Origin of the sequence: Helicobacter sp. UBA3407 (assembly GCF_949747025.1) — a bacterium.
In the GTDB taxonomy this organism is placed as follows: Bacteria; Campylobacterota; Campylobacteria; order Campylobacterales; family Helicobacteraceae; genus Helicobacter_D; species Helicobacter_D ganmani.
This window is the reverse complement of sequence record NZ_CATKCB010000100.1, coordinates 1-13,846: the sequence shown is the minus strand read 5'-3', so window position 1 is coordinate 13,846 and position 13,846 is coordinate 1. Positions and strand designations below refer to the sequence as shown.

The following is a 13,846-nucleotide window of genomic DNA, read 5'->3' as shown; positions in this document are numbered from 1 at the left end:
TCTTAATCCTGTTTAAAAATATTATGAAGTTTTTGTGGATTGATAATCTCAATCTTACCTTGTTTGTTGGTGAGTAAAATATTATCACGATGAAGTTTTTTTAAAGTTCTAGAAAGTGTCTCGGGCTGAATATTTAAAAAAGCAGCATTTTCTTGCTTTTTGTGTGCATTGAAACTATCTAAATGAAAATAAAGCGTATAGGCTATTTTTGCGGTGCTATCAAAAATGAGATTCTTTTGAATCACCTCCTCAAAAAGTGCGATTTTTTTTTGGGTTTCTTTGAAAAATAAAGCTAAAATACGAGGATTCTGCTCTAAAATTTGCGTTAGTTTTATACCATCAAAACAGGCGATGAGAGAATCTTCCACACATTCAAGATTTGCAAAAGAGAAAAACTCTCCTTTTGTATTTTGTGAGTTAAAGTCCAATAAAAGCCCATTTTCTAAAAGCCCCAAAAATACTTCATTGTCAAAGCGTCCAACTTTATAGAGTTTTAAGCATCCTTTGCATAAGAAAAACAAAGAGGAAACGCGCGTTTGCTCATAAAGCACCATTTCTTTGGCGACAAAATGCTTGAAAGTTGTAATTTGGCTTAAAAGCATTAAATCCTCTTTGGCTAAAGCATTAAAAGGAGCGTAGGATTCCAAAGTATTAAAGGTTGGCAAAAATCACCCCATCAATGCCGCATTCTGCAGTTTTTTCAATTTCTTGTTCCTCTTGAATACAAAGTAAAATTTTTGCGTCAAAGAGATAGGTTTCTGCGAGTTTTTGCAAAGTTTTTGCAAGGTGGATTTCCCTGCAAAGCAAGAATCGCACATTTAAATTAACCAAAAATAAGGCTTCTTTGGTATTTCTAACAAAACTTGCATAAGCCAAAGTATTGCTATTACAAAAACGCGCAAGAGCTAAGGTTTGTGTAAAAGAATCGCAAGAAAGCAACAAAAAATCAGAGGGCAGAGAATGGGTGATTTGCTCTTGAGAAGAAATGCGGACGAGATTTAGGGGGTGAATACAAGGGTGATTCAAAATCAGCATTTTTTATCCTTTAAGCAAGTTTGGCACATTCTTTGGAGCAATAATATTTACCATCTTTAATAATTACTTCTTCGTTTGAAACATAAGTTCCGCATTGTGTGCATTCAAGCATAATAGAATCTTGCGTTGATTTGAAGTCATTTTTTGTTGGTTTTTGTTGGTTTTTGCGAAAGAAAAGTAAATACACGCCAACTAAGAATAAAATTAATAAAAAAAATTTTAACATTTTAAATTCTCTCCTAAAATGACAAGATAATGCAACAAGTCCCTTTGAAAATGAGTATATTTTAAGCCTTTTGGAATCTCATTTTCAAAGTTTGAGCCCTTATAGAGTAAGATAGTCGTTTCTTGCGAAATGTGCTTGCTGCACTTTTCTAAAAATTTTTTTATGTTAAAAGTTGCCCTTGAAGTAATCAGATTCGGCTTGATTTCTAACTCTAGCGATTCTATCTTTTTGCGTTGAATTGTAAAGTTTTTTAGGTTTAAATTCGCTTTAATATTTTGCAAAAAAGCAGCTTTTTTGGCGTTGGGTTCACAGAGAATCGTAGGAACCCCAAGCGCGATTCCAAGAGGAATGCTTGGGAAGCCGTTGCCGCTTCCAACATCTAATAGGTTGGTTTTTGTGTGTAGATTCAACTCTTCTAAACTCAAAGGATAGAGAGAATCTTGAATATTTTTTTGAATGCTTTGAATGTCCTTTGCTCCGCTTAAATTATGAATCGTATTCCAATGTAAAAGCAGATTCGCATAAGATTTTAAGAGAGCAATTTGTGAGGTTTGCAGATTTTTCATTGCATCTTTCCTATGTAGAATCTATAATATCAACATTCCATCGCCGTAGGAATAAAAGCGGTAATTTCGTGCTATTGCCTCTTTGTAGAGTCGCTGCATTGTATCTAAGCTTACAAAAGAAGCAACAAGCATTAAAAGAGTGGTTTTTGGTAGATGAAAGTTTGTTAAAAGCGCATTTGTTTTGCGAGGTTTGTTTTGGGGGTGTAAAAACAAATCACATTCGCCACGAAGCTTTCCATTTCTAGCAAACTCCTCAATCACGCGTGTGGCAGTCGTTCCAATAGCGGTAATATGAGAGGCTTGATAGATTTTATCTGCGGAATCTTGCGAGATAAAAAAATATTCTTTATGCATTTTGTGTTCTAAAATATTCTCGCTTTGCACGCCTACAAAAGTCCCAGCACCCACGTGCAATGTTATTTCTGTGTTTTGAAAGTTTTGCTTTAGATTCTTATAGGATTCTTCGCTAAAATGTAAGGACGCAGTTGGAGCGGCAATTGCTCCTAAATGTTTGGCAAAAACGCTCTGATAATCCTTTTTGTCTGCTTGCGTATCTTGTCGCTTAAGATAGGGAGGCAAAGGAATATGTCCAAAGTGTTCTAAAAATTCAAAAAACTCTTCACGATTCAAAGGAGATTCTAAGGTTTTGGAAAAAGATTGTAGATAATTTTGCAAGTTTTTTTGTGGAATCCTGAAAAATTCTGCTTCTTTAAATCCTGCGCCAAGCGTAGAATCTTGATTGTCTTTTAGGATTCTAGCAAAAATTCCTCCCTCAAAGGCAACTAAAAGCCCGACTTTCAAACGCCCTTTAAATTGCATTAGATAGACATTGGGTGTTATTTCTTTGTGGAAGAGTGCTTCAATTTTTGCACCTTTTGTGTTAGGGTTTTTAGAATCTTGCACAACTTTTGTGCCATAGAGCCTTGCGGGTAAAACCTTGGTATTATTAAAAACAAGCAAGGTATCTTGTGGTAGAAAGTTTGCAAAATCTTTGAAAGTTGTATGTGTTATTTTATCGCTTGCGCGTTCATAAACTAGCAATTTTGCCTCTTCCTTTGGGACAATAGGGTAGGTTGCAATGCGCTCTTTGGGCAAGATATAATCATAGCTTTTAAGTTGCAATTCACGCATTTATTCTCCTGCCTCATCGTCTTTTTCTTGTGATTCTTTGTAGGGATTTACCATTTTGGCAATCATAATAGACAATCCATAAAGCAAAACAAGTGGAATCGCCATTAAAAATTGTGAAAGCACATCAGGAGGAGTGAGAATCGCCGCAAGAACAAAGATAAAAACAATGGCATATTTGAAATATTCTTTTAATGTCCTATCGGTAATGAGCCCAATTTTTGCTAGGAAAAATGTAATCACAGGGAGTTCAAAAGAGATTCCAAAGCCAACCATTAATTTAGCAAAAAAGCTGACATATTCTCCTATGCTTGGAAGTGCGGTAAAAAGTTGGGAGCCAAAGTTGATTAAATATCCAAAGCCAATGGGAAAGGCAATGTAATAGGCAAAAGCACAGCCACACAGAAAGAAAAATGTTCCAAAAATCACAAAAGGAAGCACGAGTTTTTTTTCATTATCGTATAAGCCGGGCGCGACAAATGCCCAAATTTGCCAAAAAATTACAGGCAAAGCAAAGATAAATCCACTAAAAAACGCTACCTTAATAGCGGTAAAAAATGCTTCCCCAACTTGTGTAAAAATTACACTTTCGCGTCCCTTTGGAAGTGCGGAGCTAAGAGGAGCAACCATCCAATCTAGGATAAATTCCCAAAAATAAAAGGAGGCAAGGAAAGTAACAAGAAGTGCAAGAGTAATACGAATCAGACACTTTCGCAAATCCTGAATGTGAGGTTTTAAATCTTCAAACATTTTCATTCCTTGTTGTTTGGGTTTGTGATTGTTCTTCTGCTAAATTTGCACCAAATCTCAAAGTCGTCTTGTCAAGCTTATTGGGTTGGATTTCTTTGCTTTGAGAATGCGATGATTTTTCTAGGGTAGAATCTTTAGTGGTAGTTTGGTTTGTTTGTGGATTCTCCTTGGTGGTTTGTGAGGGTGAGGAATTTGGTTCAAGGTCTAAGTTGAGGTCTTTTAGCTCCAAATCTTTGCTTAGGGTTTGGACTTCTTGCGTAATGCTGTTTTTGTAGGCTAGGGCTTCTTCTTTGATTTTATTAAGATTGACTTCGCGCTCTAAATTTTCTTTTGCGTCGTCCATCGTTTTTTTGACTGCCCTAAGGAATTTTGCCATATCTACCAATGCTTTGGGTAATTTTTCTGGTCCTAAAAAAATAATTGCTACGACTGCAATCATTAAAATTTCAAAAAATCCCATTCCAAACATTGCGAAACCTTACCTTTTGCGAGTTTTTTGCTTGAAGTTTGCGATTTTATCCAATTTTGGAATAAAGTGTGCTTAGAGAAAGGTAGAATCCTATTTGAAAAAGGCAGACAATGAAGCAAAAAATTATCAAAAAAGCGTGTATCTTTGGCTATCTTGCGTGTGTGGCAGTATTTTTTGGTGGGTGCATTTCCCCTAAAACGGACGCATTTTTATTAGGTGCTGGAATCGGTGCTGGAGTGACAGCGTATTTTATGAAAGGTGGAGAGATTGCGGGATATAGTGCGCGCTCTTTGCAAAGTGCTGGAGAAAGTGGCAGTGCGCAATCTTTGCCTGATTCCTCTATTCCTTCGGATTTAGAATGGTATTATTTAGAAAAAGAAATTTTTTCTGATATGCAATTACAAAATCAAAGCAAAAGCTTCAGTATATTTTAGATTCTAAAAAGCACAAGGTATGGAATCGCAGGGATTAAGATTTTATTTAGTTTGGTTTATGCTAAAATATGGATTTGTGCTAATTGAGAGTGAATTGCCATCGTGGTGTATGCTACGATTTTTATGAAGCCTCACAAGCCCTTGCAATGACGCAGGCTGCGAATTGCAAGGTGAGGTTAAAAGACAATGGTTTTATTGTTATAAACAAAAATCTTTTCTTCTAATGCGAGATTGAGTGCCTTAGCTAGCACGATTTTCTCTACATCGCGTCCGCTTTTTTGCATATCTTTCCAACTCATTGCGTGATTGACTTTTGTAATGTCTTGATAGATAATGGGTCCTTCATCTAGTGCGTTATTTACAAAATGCGCCGTTGCTCCAATGATTTTCACTCCGCGCTCGTAAGCTTGTTTATAGGGATTTGCCCCGATAAATGCAGGAAGAAAGCTATGATGAATGTTGATAATCTTGCCCTCAAATCTTTTGACAAAATTTGGGCTTAAAATACGCATATATTTTGCAAGCACGATATAATCACTAGGGAATCTTTCTAGTACTTTTAAGACTTTCGTTTCGTGTTCCTCACGAGTTAGATTTTCGCTGGGAATGCAGATAAAAGGCAAATTAAACTTTTGGCATAAAGGTTCTAAAAGCGTGTAATTAGACACAACAGCCAAAATGTCTGCATTCAACTCGCCGCTATCGTAGCGAATCAGTAAGTCTCCTAAACAATGATTTTCTTTTGTGCATAATATCACGATTTTTTTTCGCTTTGCCTCAAAGACTTCTATATTTGCTTGTGGAGAAAGTAGAGCACGGATTGCTTTTTGCAACGATTTTATGGAGCAATCCCCCTCCATTTCAGAGCGCATAAAAAAGAGATTATTCTCCTTATCTACAAATTCATCATTTTTTAAAATATTTAGATTAAATTCAAAAATTACGCGTGTAATCTCTGCAATTAAGCCTTTTTGGTCTGGTGTTTTGATTTTTAGTATCATTTGCATTAGTTGCCCTTTAGCCAAATTTTGGATAATTGCTCTAATGCGAGCGCAATTCCATTTTGCACACCAAGTGCGATATTGTCCCCAAAGATTTTTTCCAAATAGATTTCAATTTTATCTTTTTCCTCTTTGTGCCACTTGGGATTTTGAATGTTGGCTTTTATGAAAAGTAACTCTTGCGCGTCATAAAGGCTGCCGATTTTATCAATTAACTTAAATTTTAATGCATTGTTGGCACTTAGGATTCTGCCTTGTGCGAAGTTTGGCTCTTCTTGTAGTGAAATTTTGCGTGCAAGGGTAACTTCTTGGACAAACATTTTATATTGTTCTTCAACTAAATCTTTTAACATAGCTTCTTCTTGAGGATTCCACTTTCTCATAAAAGTTCCTGCTTCTTTATAGATTCCAGCTTTGAGGGTTTGTGGCTTAATCCCGAGTTTTTCTGCAAGTTCGCTGATGTCTGCGCCATTGATGATGACACCAATAGAACCTAAAAGCGCGCCACGATTTGCTACGATAGAATCCGCCCAAACACCCGCTAAATAGCTTCCACTTGCCATTGTTCCTTGTGCATAGGCAACCACAGGGATTTTTGTGTGAATGCGTTTGATGGCTTCGGAAATTTCTACGCTTGGAGCAATTGCTCCTCCGGGCGAATCAATGACAAGTAAGATTCCTTGAATCTTTGGGTTTTGCTCTATTTTTTCTAATTCTTCTAAAAAAGTATCACTTTGCAAAATTGTGCCATAGAGATTGATTCTTGCGACATTTGCATCTTGCTTTGGCAAATCATCTTTTGGTGCGAAAATCAATCCAACCACGAGCAAAAAGATGAATACTTTTAAATATTTTGTAATAAAATCTAAAATTTTAGTGAATAAATGAAATATTTTCATAAAATACCTTAAAATGAAAAATCAAAGCCTAAATTATAGCATAGCCAAAAATATTAAGTGTAAATTTGCTAAGATTTTGGCTTCAAAATTGATGATTGAGGTTTAATTCTAATGGACGCAATGCAAAAGATTCGTAATTTTTCTATTATTGCACACATTGACCATGGTAAATCTACTTTGGCAGATTGTTTGATTCAGGCTTGTGGCGCAATTAGTGCGCGTGAGATGAGTGCCCAAGTAATGGATACAATGGAGATTGAAAAAGAGAGAGGAATCACAATCAAGGCGCAAAGTGTGCGTTTAAACTATAATTATAAAGGTGAAAATTATATTTTAAATTTGATTGATACGCCCGGACATGTAGATTTTAGCTATGAAGTTTCGCGTTCTCTTGCTTCAAGTGATGGCGCATTATTGGTAGTAGATGCAAGTCAAGGAGTAGAGGCGCAAACAATCGCAAATGTTTATATTGCTTTGGAAAATAATCTTGAAATTATCCCCGTGCTTAATAAAATTGATTTACCTGCGGCAAATGTGGAACGCGTGAGAAATGAGATTGAACAGACAATTGGACTAGATTGCACAAACGCTTTGCAAGTGAGTGCAAAGGCAAATCTTGGAATCACAGAATTGCTCAATAGCATTGTGGAGAAAATCCCTGCGCCAAGCGGTGATTCTAATGCACCCACAAAGGCATTGATTTATGATTCTTGGTTTGATAATTATCTTGGCGCACTTGCTCTTGTAAGGGTTTTTGACGGAAGTATCAAGGTCGGGCAGAATCTTTATATTATGGGAAGCGATAAGAATCACGAAGTTTTGGGGCTTATGTATCCGCACCCTTTGCGTCAAGAAAAAACAAAGGTGATTCAAAGTGGGGAGATTGGAATCGTGATTTTGGGGCTTAAGAATGTAACAGACATTGCTGTAGGGGATACAATGACAGATTTTAAGGAGCGCACAAAAGAGCCTGTGGCTGGGTTTGAACCCGCAAAACCTTTTGTGTTTGCAGGGATTTATCCGATTGATACAGACAAGTTTGAGGATTTGCGCGACGCACTAGACAAGCTAAAATTGAACGATTCTAGTTTGACTTATGAACCTGAAACTTCTGTTGCATTAGGGTTTGGATTCCGCATAGGTTTTTTGGGCTTGTTGCATATGGAAGTCATCAAAGAAAGATTGGAGCGCGAATTCGGGCTTGATTTGATTGCTACTGCTCCTACGGTTGTGTATGAGGTAAGCAAGACAGACGGAGAGATTGTTTATATTCAAAATCCTAGTGAATTGCCACCAGAGCAAAAGATTGCAGGGATTAAAGAACCTTATGTAAGAGCTACAATTATCGTTCCGAGTGAGTTTTTGGGTAATATGATTACGCTTTTGAACAAGCGACGTGGAATCCAAAAGAAAATGGAATATTTGCAAGAAACGCGTGTTTTGCTAGAATATTGGATTCCGACAAATGAAATCGTAATGGATTTTTATGATAAATTAAAATCCTGCACAAAAGGCTATGCGAGCTTTGATTATGAGCCTATTGGCTATCAAGAGGGAGATTTGGCAAAGCTTGATATTCGCGTCGCAAATGAGATTGTAGATGCGCTTAGTATCATCGTGCCAAAGTCTAAAGCCTACGAGAGGGGTAAAGAGTTAGTAGAGGCAATGAAAGAGATTATCCCTCGGCAATTATTTGAAGTAGCAATTCAGGCGAGTGTGGGCAATAAAATCATTGCACGCGAAACCGTCAAATCTATGGGTAAGAATGTTACTGCTAAATGTTATGGAGGAGATATTACGCGTAAGCGCAAATTGCTTGAAAAGCAAAAGGAAGGAAAAAAGCGTATGAAAGCAATTGGCAAAGTTGCTCTCCCACAAGAAGCATTTTTGGCTGTGTTGAAAATTGATTGATTTAATTTATTGTCTAAGATAAGATTCCACAAGCGGAATCTTATGGGAGATGGCTAGTTGGACTGCTCTTTTGGAGATTCTAGTGATTCGGTTTGTTGTAGAATTTGCTCCATATTCTCTTCTATTTTGACCGCAACAAAAATCATAACATAGAGTGAGCGTTTTGTATATTCTGTAAAAGCACTTTGTGCAGGGTCGCAGACTTCGCTGCAAATCAAATAATGTTTTTGTCCAATTTGAATAATTTTTTTGAAATTTTTTAGACTTTTGAAATCAAATGTATCACTTAAATTATAATTTTCAAAGTTGAAATCTGGTTTTGTGGTGGCTAAAATATTTTTTGCACTATCAAATGCAACACTGAATATTTCACTTTTTTCAGAAAGAATCGCAGATTCTTTAGGTAGGGAATTATCCAAGAATACTTGAATCTTTTCTAAATCTAGCACAAAAAGCAAGCCACCTAAGAATTTATTGTTATCTCCCTTAATTGCATCATAAAAAAGAATAGTTTTTTTGTTGTTATAGAATGCCGTTGGTTCATAGTTAGAAACAATGAGATTATTAAGATTGCTACTATTGAAACGGTCAATAATTCCGAGTTTTTTTGCATTGAATTGAATATCATCTAATGCGTTTTGTAAAGTATTACCCTCTTTGTCAAAAAGGATAATGTTGTAAAAATTACTAAAATTTGTTTTCAAACGTTCTAAAAGTGTCTTGGTGCTTGCAAGCGTTTCAGGTGTAAGATTGCCTTGCATATGCTCATCTAAGTAGTTTTTAAATTCTATACCATGTTTTATCCATCTAGAATCTTTAACACATTCTCTAAAAAGGCTATCTGTAATTAATGCAAAATATTTGGAATAATAGTCAATCACATTAAAGAGGGCATTATAGATTCCTTTTTGTAGTTCTTCCGTTGATTGGACGCAAAGTGTGTTCATTTCTTCGCTTAAGATTCTAATATTATTTAAAATTGGATTGAGTGCATAAGAATGGCTTTTTGAGGCAATAATCTCACCATTGATAACAACATCTCCTAATTCTTCATTAATGTTTTCACTTTCTGCAATGACAATGTCTAAATCTTTTGTAACAAGCAAAGAATTTTCTAGTAAAAGAGGGTCAATTTTGTGGTTGGTTTGTTTTTTGGTATCAAATGCAACATAAAGCGGCACGATTCTACAAATGCGCCATTGCTCTGTAATGCTTGTAAAACCTTGTATGTTATTGATTTCTTGCAACGCAACCATACAAGCCTTAGAGCGATATTCTAAAAAAGTGTAATCTTTGTGTTCGGTTAAACTTAACAATTGTCCATTGGGAAACATACGCGTATTATCAGAAAATAAAATATGATTTTTTTGATTAATAATCACAAGATTAGATTGTGGTAAGCGATAGGGAAAACGTTCTAAAATCGTTTTAAATTCTTCTTGGACATCTACCACAAAAGTAAGCACCATAATAGGTGCTTGTTCTTTGTTTTGGCGCAAAGGAATGACGAAGAAGAATTCTGTTCTTTCTTCTTTCTCTTTTTCTTTGGTATCATAAAAATCAACTTTTTGATAAAACTCCCCATATTTTTCTATGTTGCGTGCTTCAAGAATAGGGGATAGTTTTGTAGCATAAGCAATAGCGTATTTTTTGCCTAAATCAATTGTTTGCAAAAGTGTGCCATCATTGTGATAAATCATAATATCTTTATAAACTGCGCTGCTAGTAGCAAATCTTTTAAGATATGCAACAATTGTTTCTAAAGCAACTTTGCATTGTTCTGGATTTTTATCTTTGTGGGATTCAAAGTTTAGACATAAATCTAGTAAATATTTACTTTCTGCGAGCGTAGAGATGTCTTCGTGGCGATTGTGAAAATAAAGCTTAAAGATTTCCGCAATGATTTTTGCAGAAGTGTTTGCTTCTTCATAGGAATTAAAAAAGGTTTGTTCTAAGATAGTTTCAATAAGCCTATCTTGAAGATTCTCAAACTTTTCTTGTGTTGTCTCCATATAATCAAAAAGATTTTCCGCAATATCTAATGAGCTAATTTTGCCTGTCAAAGTTGTTTTGCTAAGTAAGGTATTAAAAGATGAAAATTGCGATTGATAACGTTGCACCATAGGCATATAGTTGCTAAGAAGATTGATTGTTGAAGACTCCATATTAAATCCTGTATAAAAAATAGATTCTGCTATTATAGCAAATTTAAAATAAAAAGAATCAGGGTAAATGACACAAAAGATTTTTTGTGAGTTTAAAACTCTTTTTCTAGTTTTACGCCTTGAAAAAACTGCAAGAGATTATAGAATCTAGCAGCTGTAAGTTGTGATAAACTCAAAAGGATGCGGACGCGCTTCCCAAGGCCAAATTTCAGTTTCAAATTTATATTGTTTGTAGGTTTGAATAAACTCTTCACTAAAAACTTGCCCAACTTTGTAAAATTCCTTATCTAAAAGCATTTCTTCAATTGCACTTCTTAGGGTATGTGGAAGTTGCTTGATGCCTTTTTCACGAATCTCATCTAAAGTAAGCTCAAAAAGATTGACTTCCATTGGTTTGCCCGGGTCTATTTGATTGATAATACCATCTAGCCCCCCCATTAAAAGTGCAGCAAAAGCTAAGTAAGGGTTGCTTGAGCTATCTGGGAAACGAAATTCCATTCTCTTCGCTTTTTCTCCACTATTATAGGGAATCCGAATGCTCGCACTGCGATTCTGTGCAGAATAAGTAAGAATACTAGGTGCTTCAAAGCCGGGAATCAAGCGTTTATAGGAATTTGTTGAAGCATTTGTAAAAGCCGCAATGCTTCTTGCGTGCTTTAAAACACCGCCTAAAAAGTGCATTGCCATTTCGCTTAAACCCTCATAGGCATTTCCTGCAAAAAGATTCTTGCCTTTTTTCCAAATGCTAATATGCGTGTGCATACCGCTCCCATTGTCCCCATAAAGTGGTTTTGGCATAAAAGTAGCTGTTTTGCCATTCAGATGAGCAACCATTTTTACAACATATTTAAGCTTTTGAACATTATCTGCTGCTTCTAACATATCACCAAATTTAACTCCTACCTCTCCTTGTCCTTGCGCAACTTCGTGATGCACGATAAAAGTTTCTAGTCCTACTTGATTGAGCACCTTGACAATCTCTGCACGCAAATCTACCATAGAATCTACAGGAGCAACAGGGAAATAACCTCCTTTTGTGCCAGGACGATGTCCAAGATTGACTCCTTCGTATTCTTTAGAGCGATTCCATTCTCCTTCTTCTGTGTCAATTTCATAGTATTGACAATTCACAGAATCTTTCATCTTGATAGAATCAAAAATGAAAAATTCATTTTCTGGACCAAAATATGCCACATCACCGATTCCACTTTCGTTTAGATGTTTCATTGCGCGTTTGATGATACTGCGTGGGCATTTTTCATAGGGTTTGTTTTTGTAGATATCCCATACATCACAAAATACTACTATTGTCGTGTCGGCGGTGAAAGGGTCAATAAAATAACGCACGGGGTCTGGGATTAGAATCATATCCGACTGATGAACGGGTTGCCACGCAGGAAAGGAGCTTCCATCAAAGGGAATCCCCTCAAAGCTACTTTCATCAATAGAGCTTGCACTAAAGGAAAAATGATGCCAAATCCCCTTAATATCTGTAACGCGGAAGTCAATAAACTCAACTTCATTTTCCTTGCAAAAATCAAAAAACTGCTTAATAGCCTTTTTATCAACAGCCGGCTTTTCCATAAAATACCTTTTAAGAATGAAATTTTCGCGCAATTCTACAAAGTTTTTGTTTAATTGCGATTGAAGAGAATTAAAACTTAACTTTTTAAAAAACTTTAAGATGATATTAATTTTCATTATTTTATAATTCCGCTTTAAGATATTGACATTGATTACCAATTTTAAAGAAAGCAGAGTGGAAAAATTTATATTTAAAGAGGGTCAGGAATTTTCCATTACACCTCAAGACTTGCAGGTTTTTAGTGATTATTTTTCTATTATTCATCACACAAAGGGTAGAATCCGTTTGCGTGCAGATGCGAAATTGAAAAAATATGTGGAAAATAGTGCGGTAGATTTTCAGGCATTTTTGAAATTTTTAGAAAAAACTCCATTGATATCCACCATCAAGCTTAATGAATTAATTGGCTCATTGACGATTCAATATGACGCACATTTGCTAAATCCAAAGGTTTTTGAGGATTTAATGCAGGGTGAAAAACTAGAAGAGATTGCGCAAATAATCAATTATCATCTTCAAAGGAGATTAAATGAGGGCTGAAAATTTACTTTTGGCTTTAAACGATGAATACAAAGCTTATAGCTTTTATGCGTCTGTAAGCTCTTATGGGCAAGTCTTTGCTCATCTCCAAAATGCCGAACAAACGCATATTAACGCTTTGAGTTGGCATTTGCAAAATTTAGGTGTTGTAATTCCACAGAATCCTTACAATGCGGAGAGTTTTGCAAGTTTTTCTAGCATAGAGGAAATTTTACAGACTGCACTTATAAACGAAAATAAAAATGTAGAACTTTACAATACTCTTATTGCAAATGAGAAGGATTCGGAAGTGTTAGACACCTTTTATCGTCTCCAAGCTGCAAGCTTTAATAACCATATTCCCGCACTTATTCATACATTTGAGCAGGTTCAAGGTGTTGCACGAGATTCTACACAAAATCTCCAAAGCACACTTAAAGCCTTAAGTGAGGGTAAAGCACTCTTAAATGAGGCAGGTGAAATGGTTAATAAAATGCAAAATGGAGCTCTAAGTCAAATGGAGTTAGAAAGTTTTTTGCATAAATTAAACTATTCTCTCATTGGCGGGGTCATTGTTGGAGCATTGGGGGCGAGTTTATTAAACGAATTTTTAAATCAAAACAAGGAGTAAAAATGGCATTACCATTTGTTGCGGGGCTAGCAGTCGGGGCAGGAGTTGCGCTTCTCTTTACGCAGCGCAGAAAAATCAAAGAATCTTTTGAAAATCACACAATAAATGCAGATTTGCAAAAAGGCTTAGATAAAGGGAGAGAGGTTTCCCATAAGGCATTGCAATGTGTGCAAAGCACCCTTGAAAAAACCGCACAGAATTTAAAGGATAAGATAGAATCCAAAGAGGATTCTAAGGATTCTACGCAAACCACATAAGGAGTTTTTGAAATGATTATTAATACAGGTATGCCTCGCTCTATTACTGGACACGCATTAAGTGGTGGAGTAATTGCTTTGATATTGAGTGGAGCTTATGAGATTCTTAAGGTTCAAAAAGGAGAAATTAGCCAAAAAGAAGCTCTTAAGAATACGGCTGTTGCAACTTTGGAGGGTGGAATCATCACGGCTTGTGGAATCGCAGCAGCAAATTCTTTGGGAAACACACAATTACCATTGAAAAGTTTGCTAGAAGCCACAACATTGGTT

17 protein-coding genes are annotated in these 13,846 nt (G+C 36.0%); 6 read left to right on the top strand and 11 right to left on the bottom strand.

The genetic code is table 11. From position 1 onward, the window contains the following. Nucleotides 1–2 precede the first annotated feature (2 nt). From Q1553_RS02690 to tatB, 7 genes are read right to left on the bottom strand one after another with little or no spacing between them, the layout of a single operon-like run. A complete protein-coding gene (locus tag Q1553_RS02690; protein WP_300691422.1) occupies nucleotides 3–665 on the bottom strand; it encodes a Crp/Fnr family transcriptional regulator in 663 nt (220 codons plus the stop codon). After that, a complete protein-coding gene (locus Q1553_RS02685; RefSeq protein WP_115551566.1) occupies nucleotides 652–1,035 on the bottom strand; it encodes a hypothetical protein in 384 nt (127 codons plus the stop codon). The genes Q1553_RS02690 and Q1553_RS02685 overlap by 14 nt, the downstream gene beginning before the upstream one ends. Before the next feature lie 10 nt (nucleotides 1,036–1,045). Then, nucleotides 1,046–1,261: a PP0621 family protein gene (locus Q1553_RS02680; RefSeq protein WP_115551565.1), complete on the bottom strand. Its 216-nt coding sequence runs from the start codon at nucleotides 1,259–1,261 to the stop codon at nucleotides 1,046–1,048. Continuing rightward, a complete protein-coding gene (gene rsmG, locus Q1553_RS02675) occupies nucleotides 1,255–1,827 on the bottom strand; it encodes a 16S rRNA (guanine(527)-N(7))-methyltransferase RsmG (protein WP_115551564.1) in 573 nt (190 codons plus the stop codon). Before rsmG ends, Q1553_RS02680 begins: the two co-directional genes overlap by 7 nt. A gap of 21 nt (nucleotides 1,828–1,848) precedes the next feature. After that, entirely contained in the window at nucleotides 1,849–2,958 is a 1,110-nt protein-coding gene (gene queA / locus Q1553_RS02670; protein WP_115551563.1) for a tRNA preQ1(34) S-adenosylmethionine ribosyltransferase-isomerase QueA, read from the bottom strand. Continuing rightward, complete coding sequence (gene tatC, locus Q1553_RS02665; protein ID WP_115551562.1) at nucleotides 2,959–3,705, bottom strand: twin-arginine translocase subunit TatC; 747 nt, start codon at nucleotides 3,703–3,705, stop codon at nucleotides 2,959–2,961. It abuts the gene before it with no gap. Further along, on the bottom strand, nucleotides 3,698–4,174 hold the full coding sequence (gene tatB, locus Q1553_RS02660) for a Sec-independent protein translocase protein TatB (protein ID WP_115551561.1): 477 nt from the start codon (nucleotides 4,172–4,174) through the stop codon (nucleotides 3,698–3,700). The genes tatC and tatB overlap by 8 nt, the downstream gene beginning before the upstream one ends. A gap of 110 nt (nucleotides 4,175–4,284) precedes the next feature. Here tatB and Q1553_RS02655 point away from each other — a divergent pair, with 110 nt between their 5' ends. Further along, entirely contained in the window at nucleotides 4,285–4,608 is a 324-nt protein-coding gene (locus Q1553_RS02655) for a hypothetical protein (protein ID WP_181881631.1), read from the top strand. A 176-nt stretch (nucleotides 4,609–4,784) separates the two neighbouring features. On the opposite strand, the gene purU is transcribed toward Q1553_RS02655, so the two are convergent. Together purU and sppA are read right to left on the bottom strand one after the other, a co-directional pair. Then, nucleotides 4,785–5,615, bottom strand: coding sequence for a formyltetrahydrofolate deformylase (gene purU, locus Q1553_RS02650; protein WP_115551560.1), 831 nt, complete (start codon nucleotides 5,613–5,615; stop codon nucleotides 4,785–4,787). Next, a complete protein-coding gene (sppA, locus tag Q1553_RS02645) occupies nucleotides 5,615–6,508 on the bottom strand; it encodes a signal peptide peptidase SppA (protein ID WP_297570097.1) in 894 nt (297 codons plus the stop codon). Before sppA ends, purU begins: the two co-directional genes overlap by 1 nt. A gap of 120 nt (nucleotides 6,509–6,628) precedes the next feature. On the opposite strand from sppA, the gene lepA reads away from it, so the two are divergent. After that, nucleotides 6,629–8,419, top strand: a complete 1,791-nt coding sequence (gene lepA / locus Q1553_RS02640) for a translation elongation factor 4 (protein ID WP_115551623.1) — start codon at nucleotides 6,629–6,631, stop codon at nucleotides 8,417–8,419. A gap of 53 nt (nucleotides 8,420–8,472) precedes the next feature. Here the strand turns inward: lepA and Q1553_RS02635 are convergent, their stop codons facing one another. Together Q1553_RS02635 and glnA are read right to left on the bottom strand one after the other, a co-directional pair. Continuing rightward, on the bottom strand, nucleotides 8,473–10,584 hold the full coding sequence (locus tag Q1553_RS02635) for a cache domain-containing protein (RefSeq protein ID WP_115551558.1): 2,112 nt from the start codon (nucleotides 10,582–10,584) through the stop codon (nucleotides 8,473–8,475). Between the two features lie 147 nt (nucleotides 10,585–10,731). Then, a complete protein-coding gene (glnA, locus tag Q1553_RS02630; protein WP_115551622.1) occupies nucleotides 10,732–12,168 on the bottom strand; it encodes a type I glutamate--ammonia ligase in 1,437 nt (478 codons plus the stop codon). 175 nt (nucleotides 12,169–12,343) lie between these two features. Between glnA and Q1553_RS02625 the strand changes: the two genes are divergently transcribed. The 4 genes from Q1553_RS02625 to Q1553_RS02610 form a co-directional block, all read left to right on the top strand. Next, nucleotides 12,344–12,709, top strand: a complete 366-nt coding sequence (locus Q1553_RS02625; RefSeq protein ID WP_245944228.1) for an HMA2 domain-containing protein — start codon at nucleotides 12,344–12,346, stop codon at nucleotides 12,707–12,709. Then, the gene (locus Q1553_RS02620) at nucleotides 12,699–13,319 is read left to right on the top strand and encodes a hypothetical protein (RefSeq protein ID WP_300668104.1); all 621 of its coding nucleotides are present in this window, start codon (nucleotides 12,699–12,701) and stop codon (nucleotides 13,317–13,319) included. The genes Q1553_RS02625 and Q1553_RS02620 overlap by 11 nt, the downstream gene beginning before the upstream one ends. 2 nt (nucleotides 13,320–13,321) lie before the next feature. After that, nucleotides 13,322–13,576: a YtxH domain-containing protein gene (locus Q1553_RS02615; RefSeq protein ID WP_300668102.1), complete on the top strand. Its 255-nt coding sequence runs from the start codon at nucleotides 13,322–13,324 to the stop codon at nucleotides 13,574–13,576. Between the two features lie 12 nt (nucleotides 13,577–13,588). Then, a partial coding sequence (locus Q1553_RS02610; protein ID WP_300842737.1) for a hypothetical protein occupies nucleotides 13,589–13,846 on the top strand: 258 nt, incomplete at its 3' end.

Excerpts from the sequence above, each read along its gene's own strand:
- Q1553_RS02685 (WP_115551566.1), bottom strand. The coding sequence starts at position 1,035 with ATGCTGATTTTGAATCACCCTTGTATTCACCCCCTAAATCTCGTCCGC.
- Q1553_RS02680 (WP_115551565.1), bottom strand. The coding sequence starts at position 1,261 with ATGTTAAAATTTTTTTTATTAATTTTATTCTTAGTTGGCGTGTATTTA.
- rsmG (WP_115551564.1), bottom strand. The coding sequence starts at position 1,827 with ATGAAAAATCTGCAAACCTCACAAATTGCTCTCTTAAAATCTTATGCG.
- queA (WP_115551563.1), bottom strand. The coding sequence starts at position 2,958 with ATGCGTGAATTGCAACTTAAAAGCTATGATTATATCTTGCCCAAAGAG.
- tatC (WP_115551562.1), bottom strand. The coding sequence starts at position 3,705 with ATGTTTGAAGATTTAAAACCTCACATTCAGGATTTGCGAAAGTGTCTG.
- tatB (WP_115551561.1), bottom strand. The coding sequence starts at position 4,174 with ATGTTTGGAATGGGATTTTTTGAAATTTTAATGATTGCAGTCGTAGCA.
- Q1553_RS02655 (WP_181881631.1), top strand. The coding sequence starts at position 4,285 with ATGAAGCAAAAAATTATCAAAAAAGCGTGTATCTTTGGCTATCTTGCG.
- purU (WP_115551560.1), bottom strand. The coding sequence starts at position 5,615 with ATGCAAATGATACTAAAAATCAAAACACCAGACCAAAAAGGCTTAATT.
- sppA (WP_297570097.1), bottom strand. The coding sequence starts at position 6,508 with ATGAAAATATTTCATTTATTCACTAAAATTTTAGATTTTATTACAAAA.
- lepA (WP_115551623.1), top strand. The coding sequence starts at position 6,629 with ATGCAAAAGATTCGTAATTTTTCTATTATTGCACACATTGACCATGGT.
- Q1553_RS02635 (WP_115551558.1), bottom strand. The coding sequence starts at position 10,584 with ATGGAGTCTTCAACAATCAATCTTCTTAGCAACTATATGCCTATGGTG.
- glnA (WP_115551622.1), bottom strand. The coding sequence starts at position 12,168 with ATGGAAAAGCCGGCTGTTGATAAAAAGGCTATTAAGCAGTTTTTTGAT.
- Q1553_RS02620 (WP_300668104.1), top strand. The coding sequence starts at position 12,699 with ATGAGGGCTGAAAATTTACTTTTGGCTTTAAACGATGAATACAAAGCT.
- Q1553_RS02615 (WP_300668102.1), top strand. The coding sequence starts at position 13,322 with ATGGCATTACCATTTGTTGCGGGGCTAGCAGTCGGGGCAGGAGTTGCG.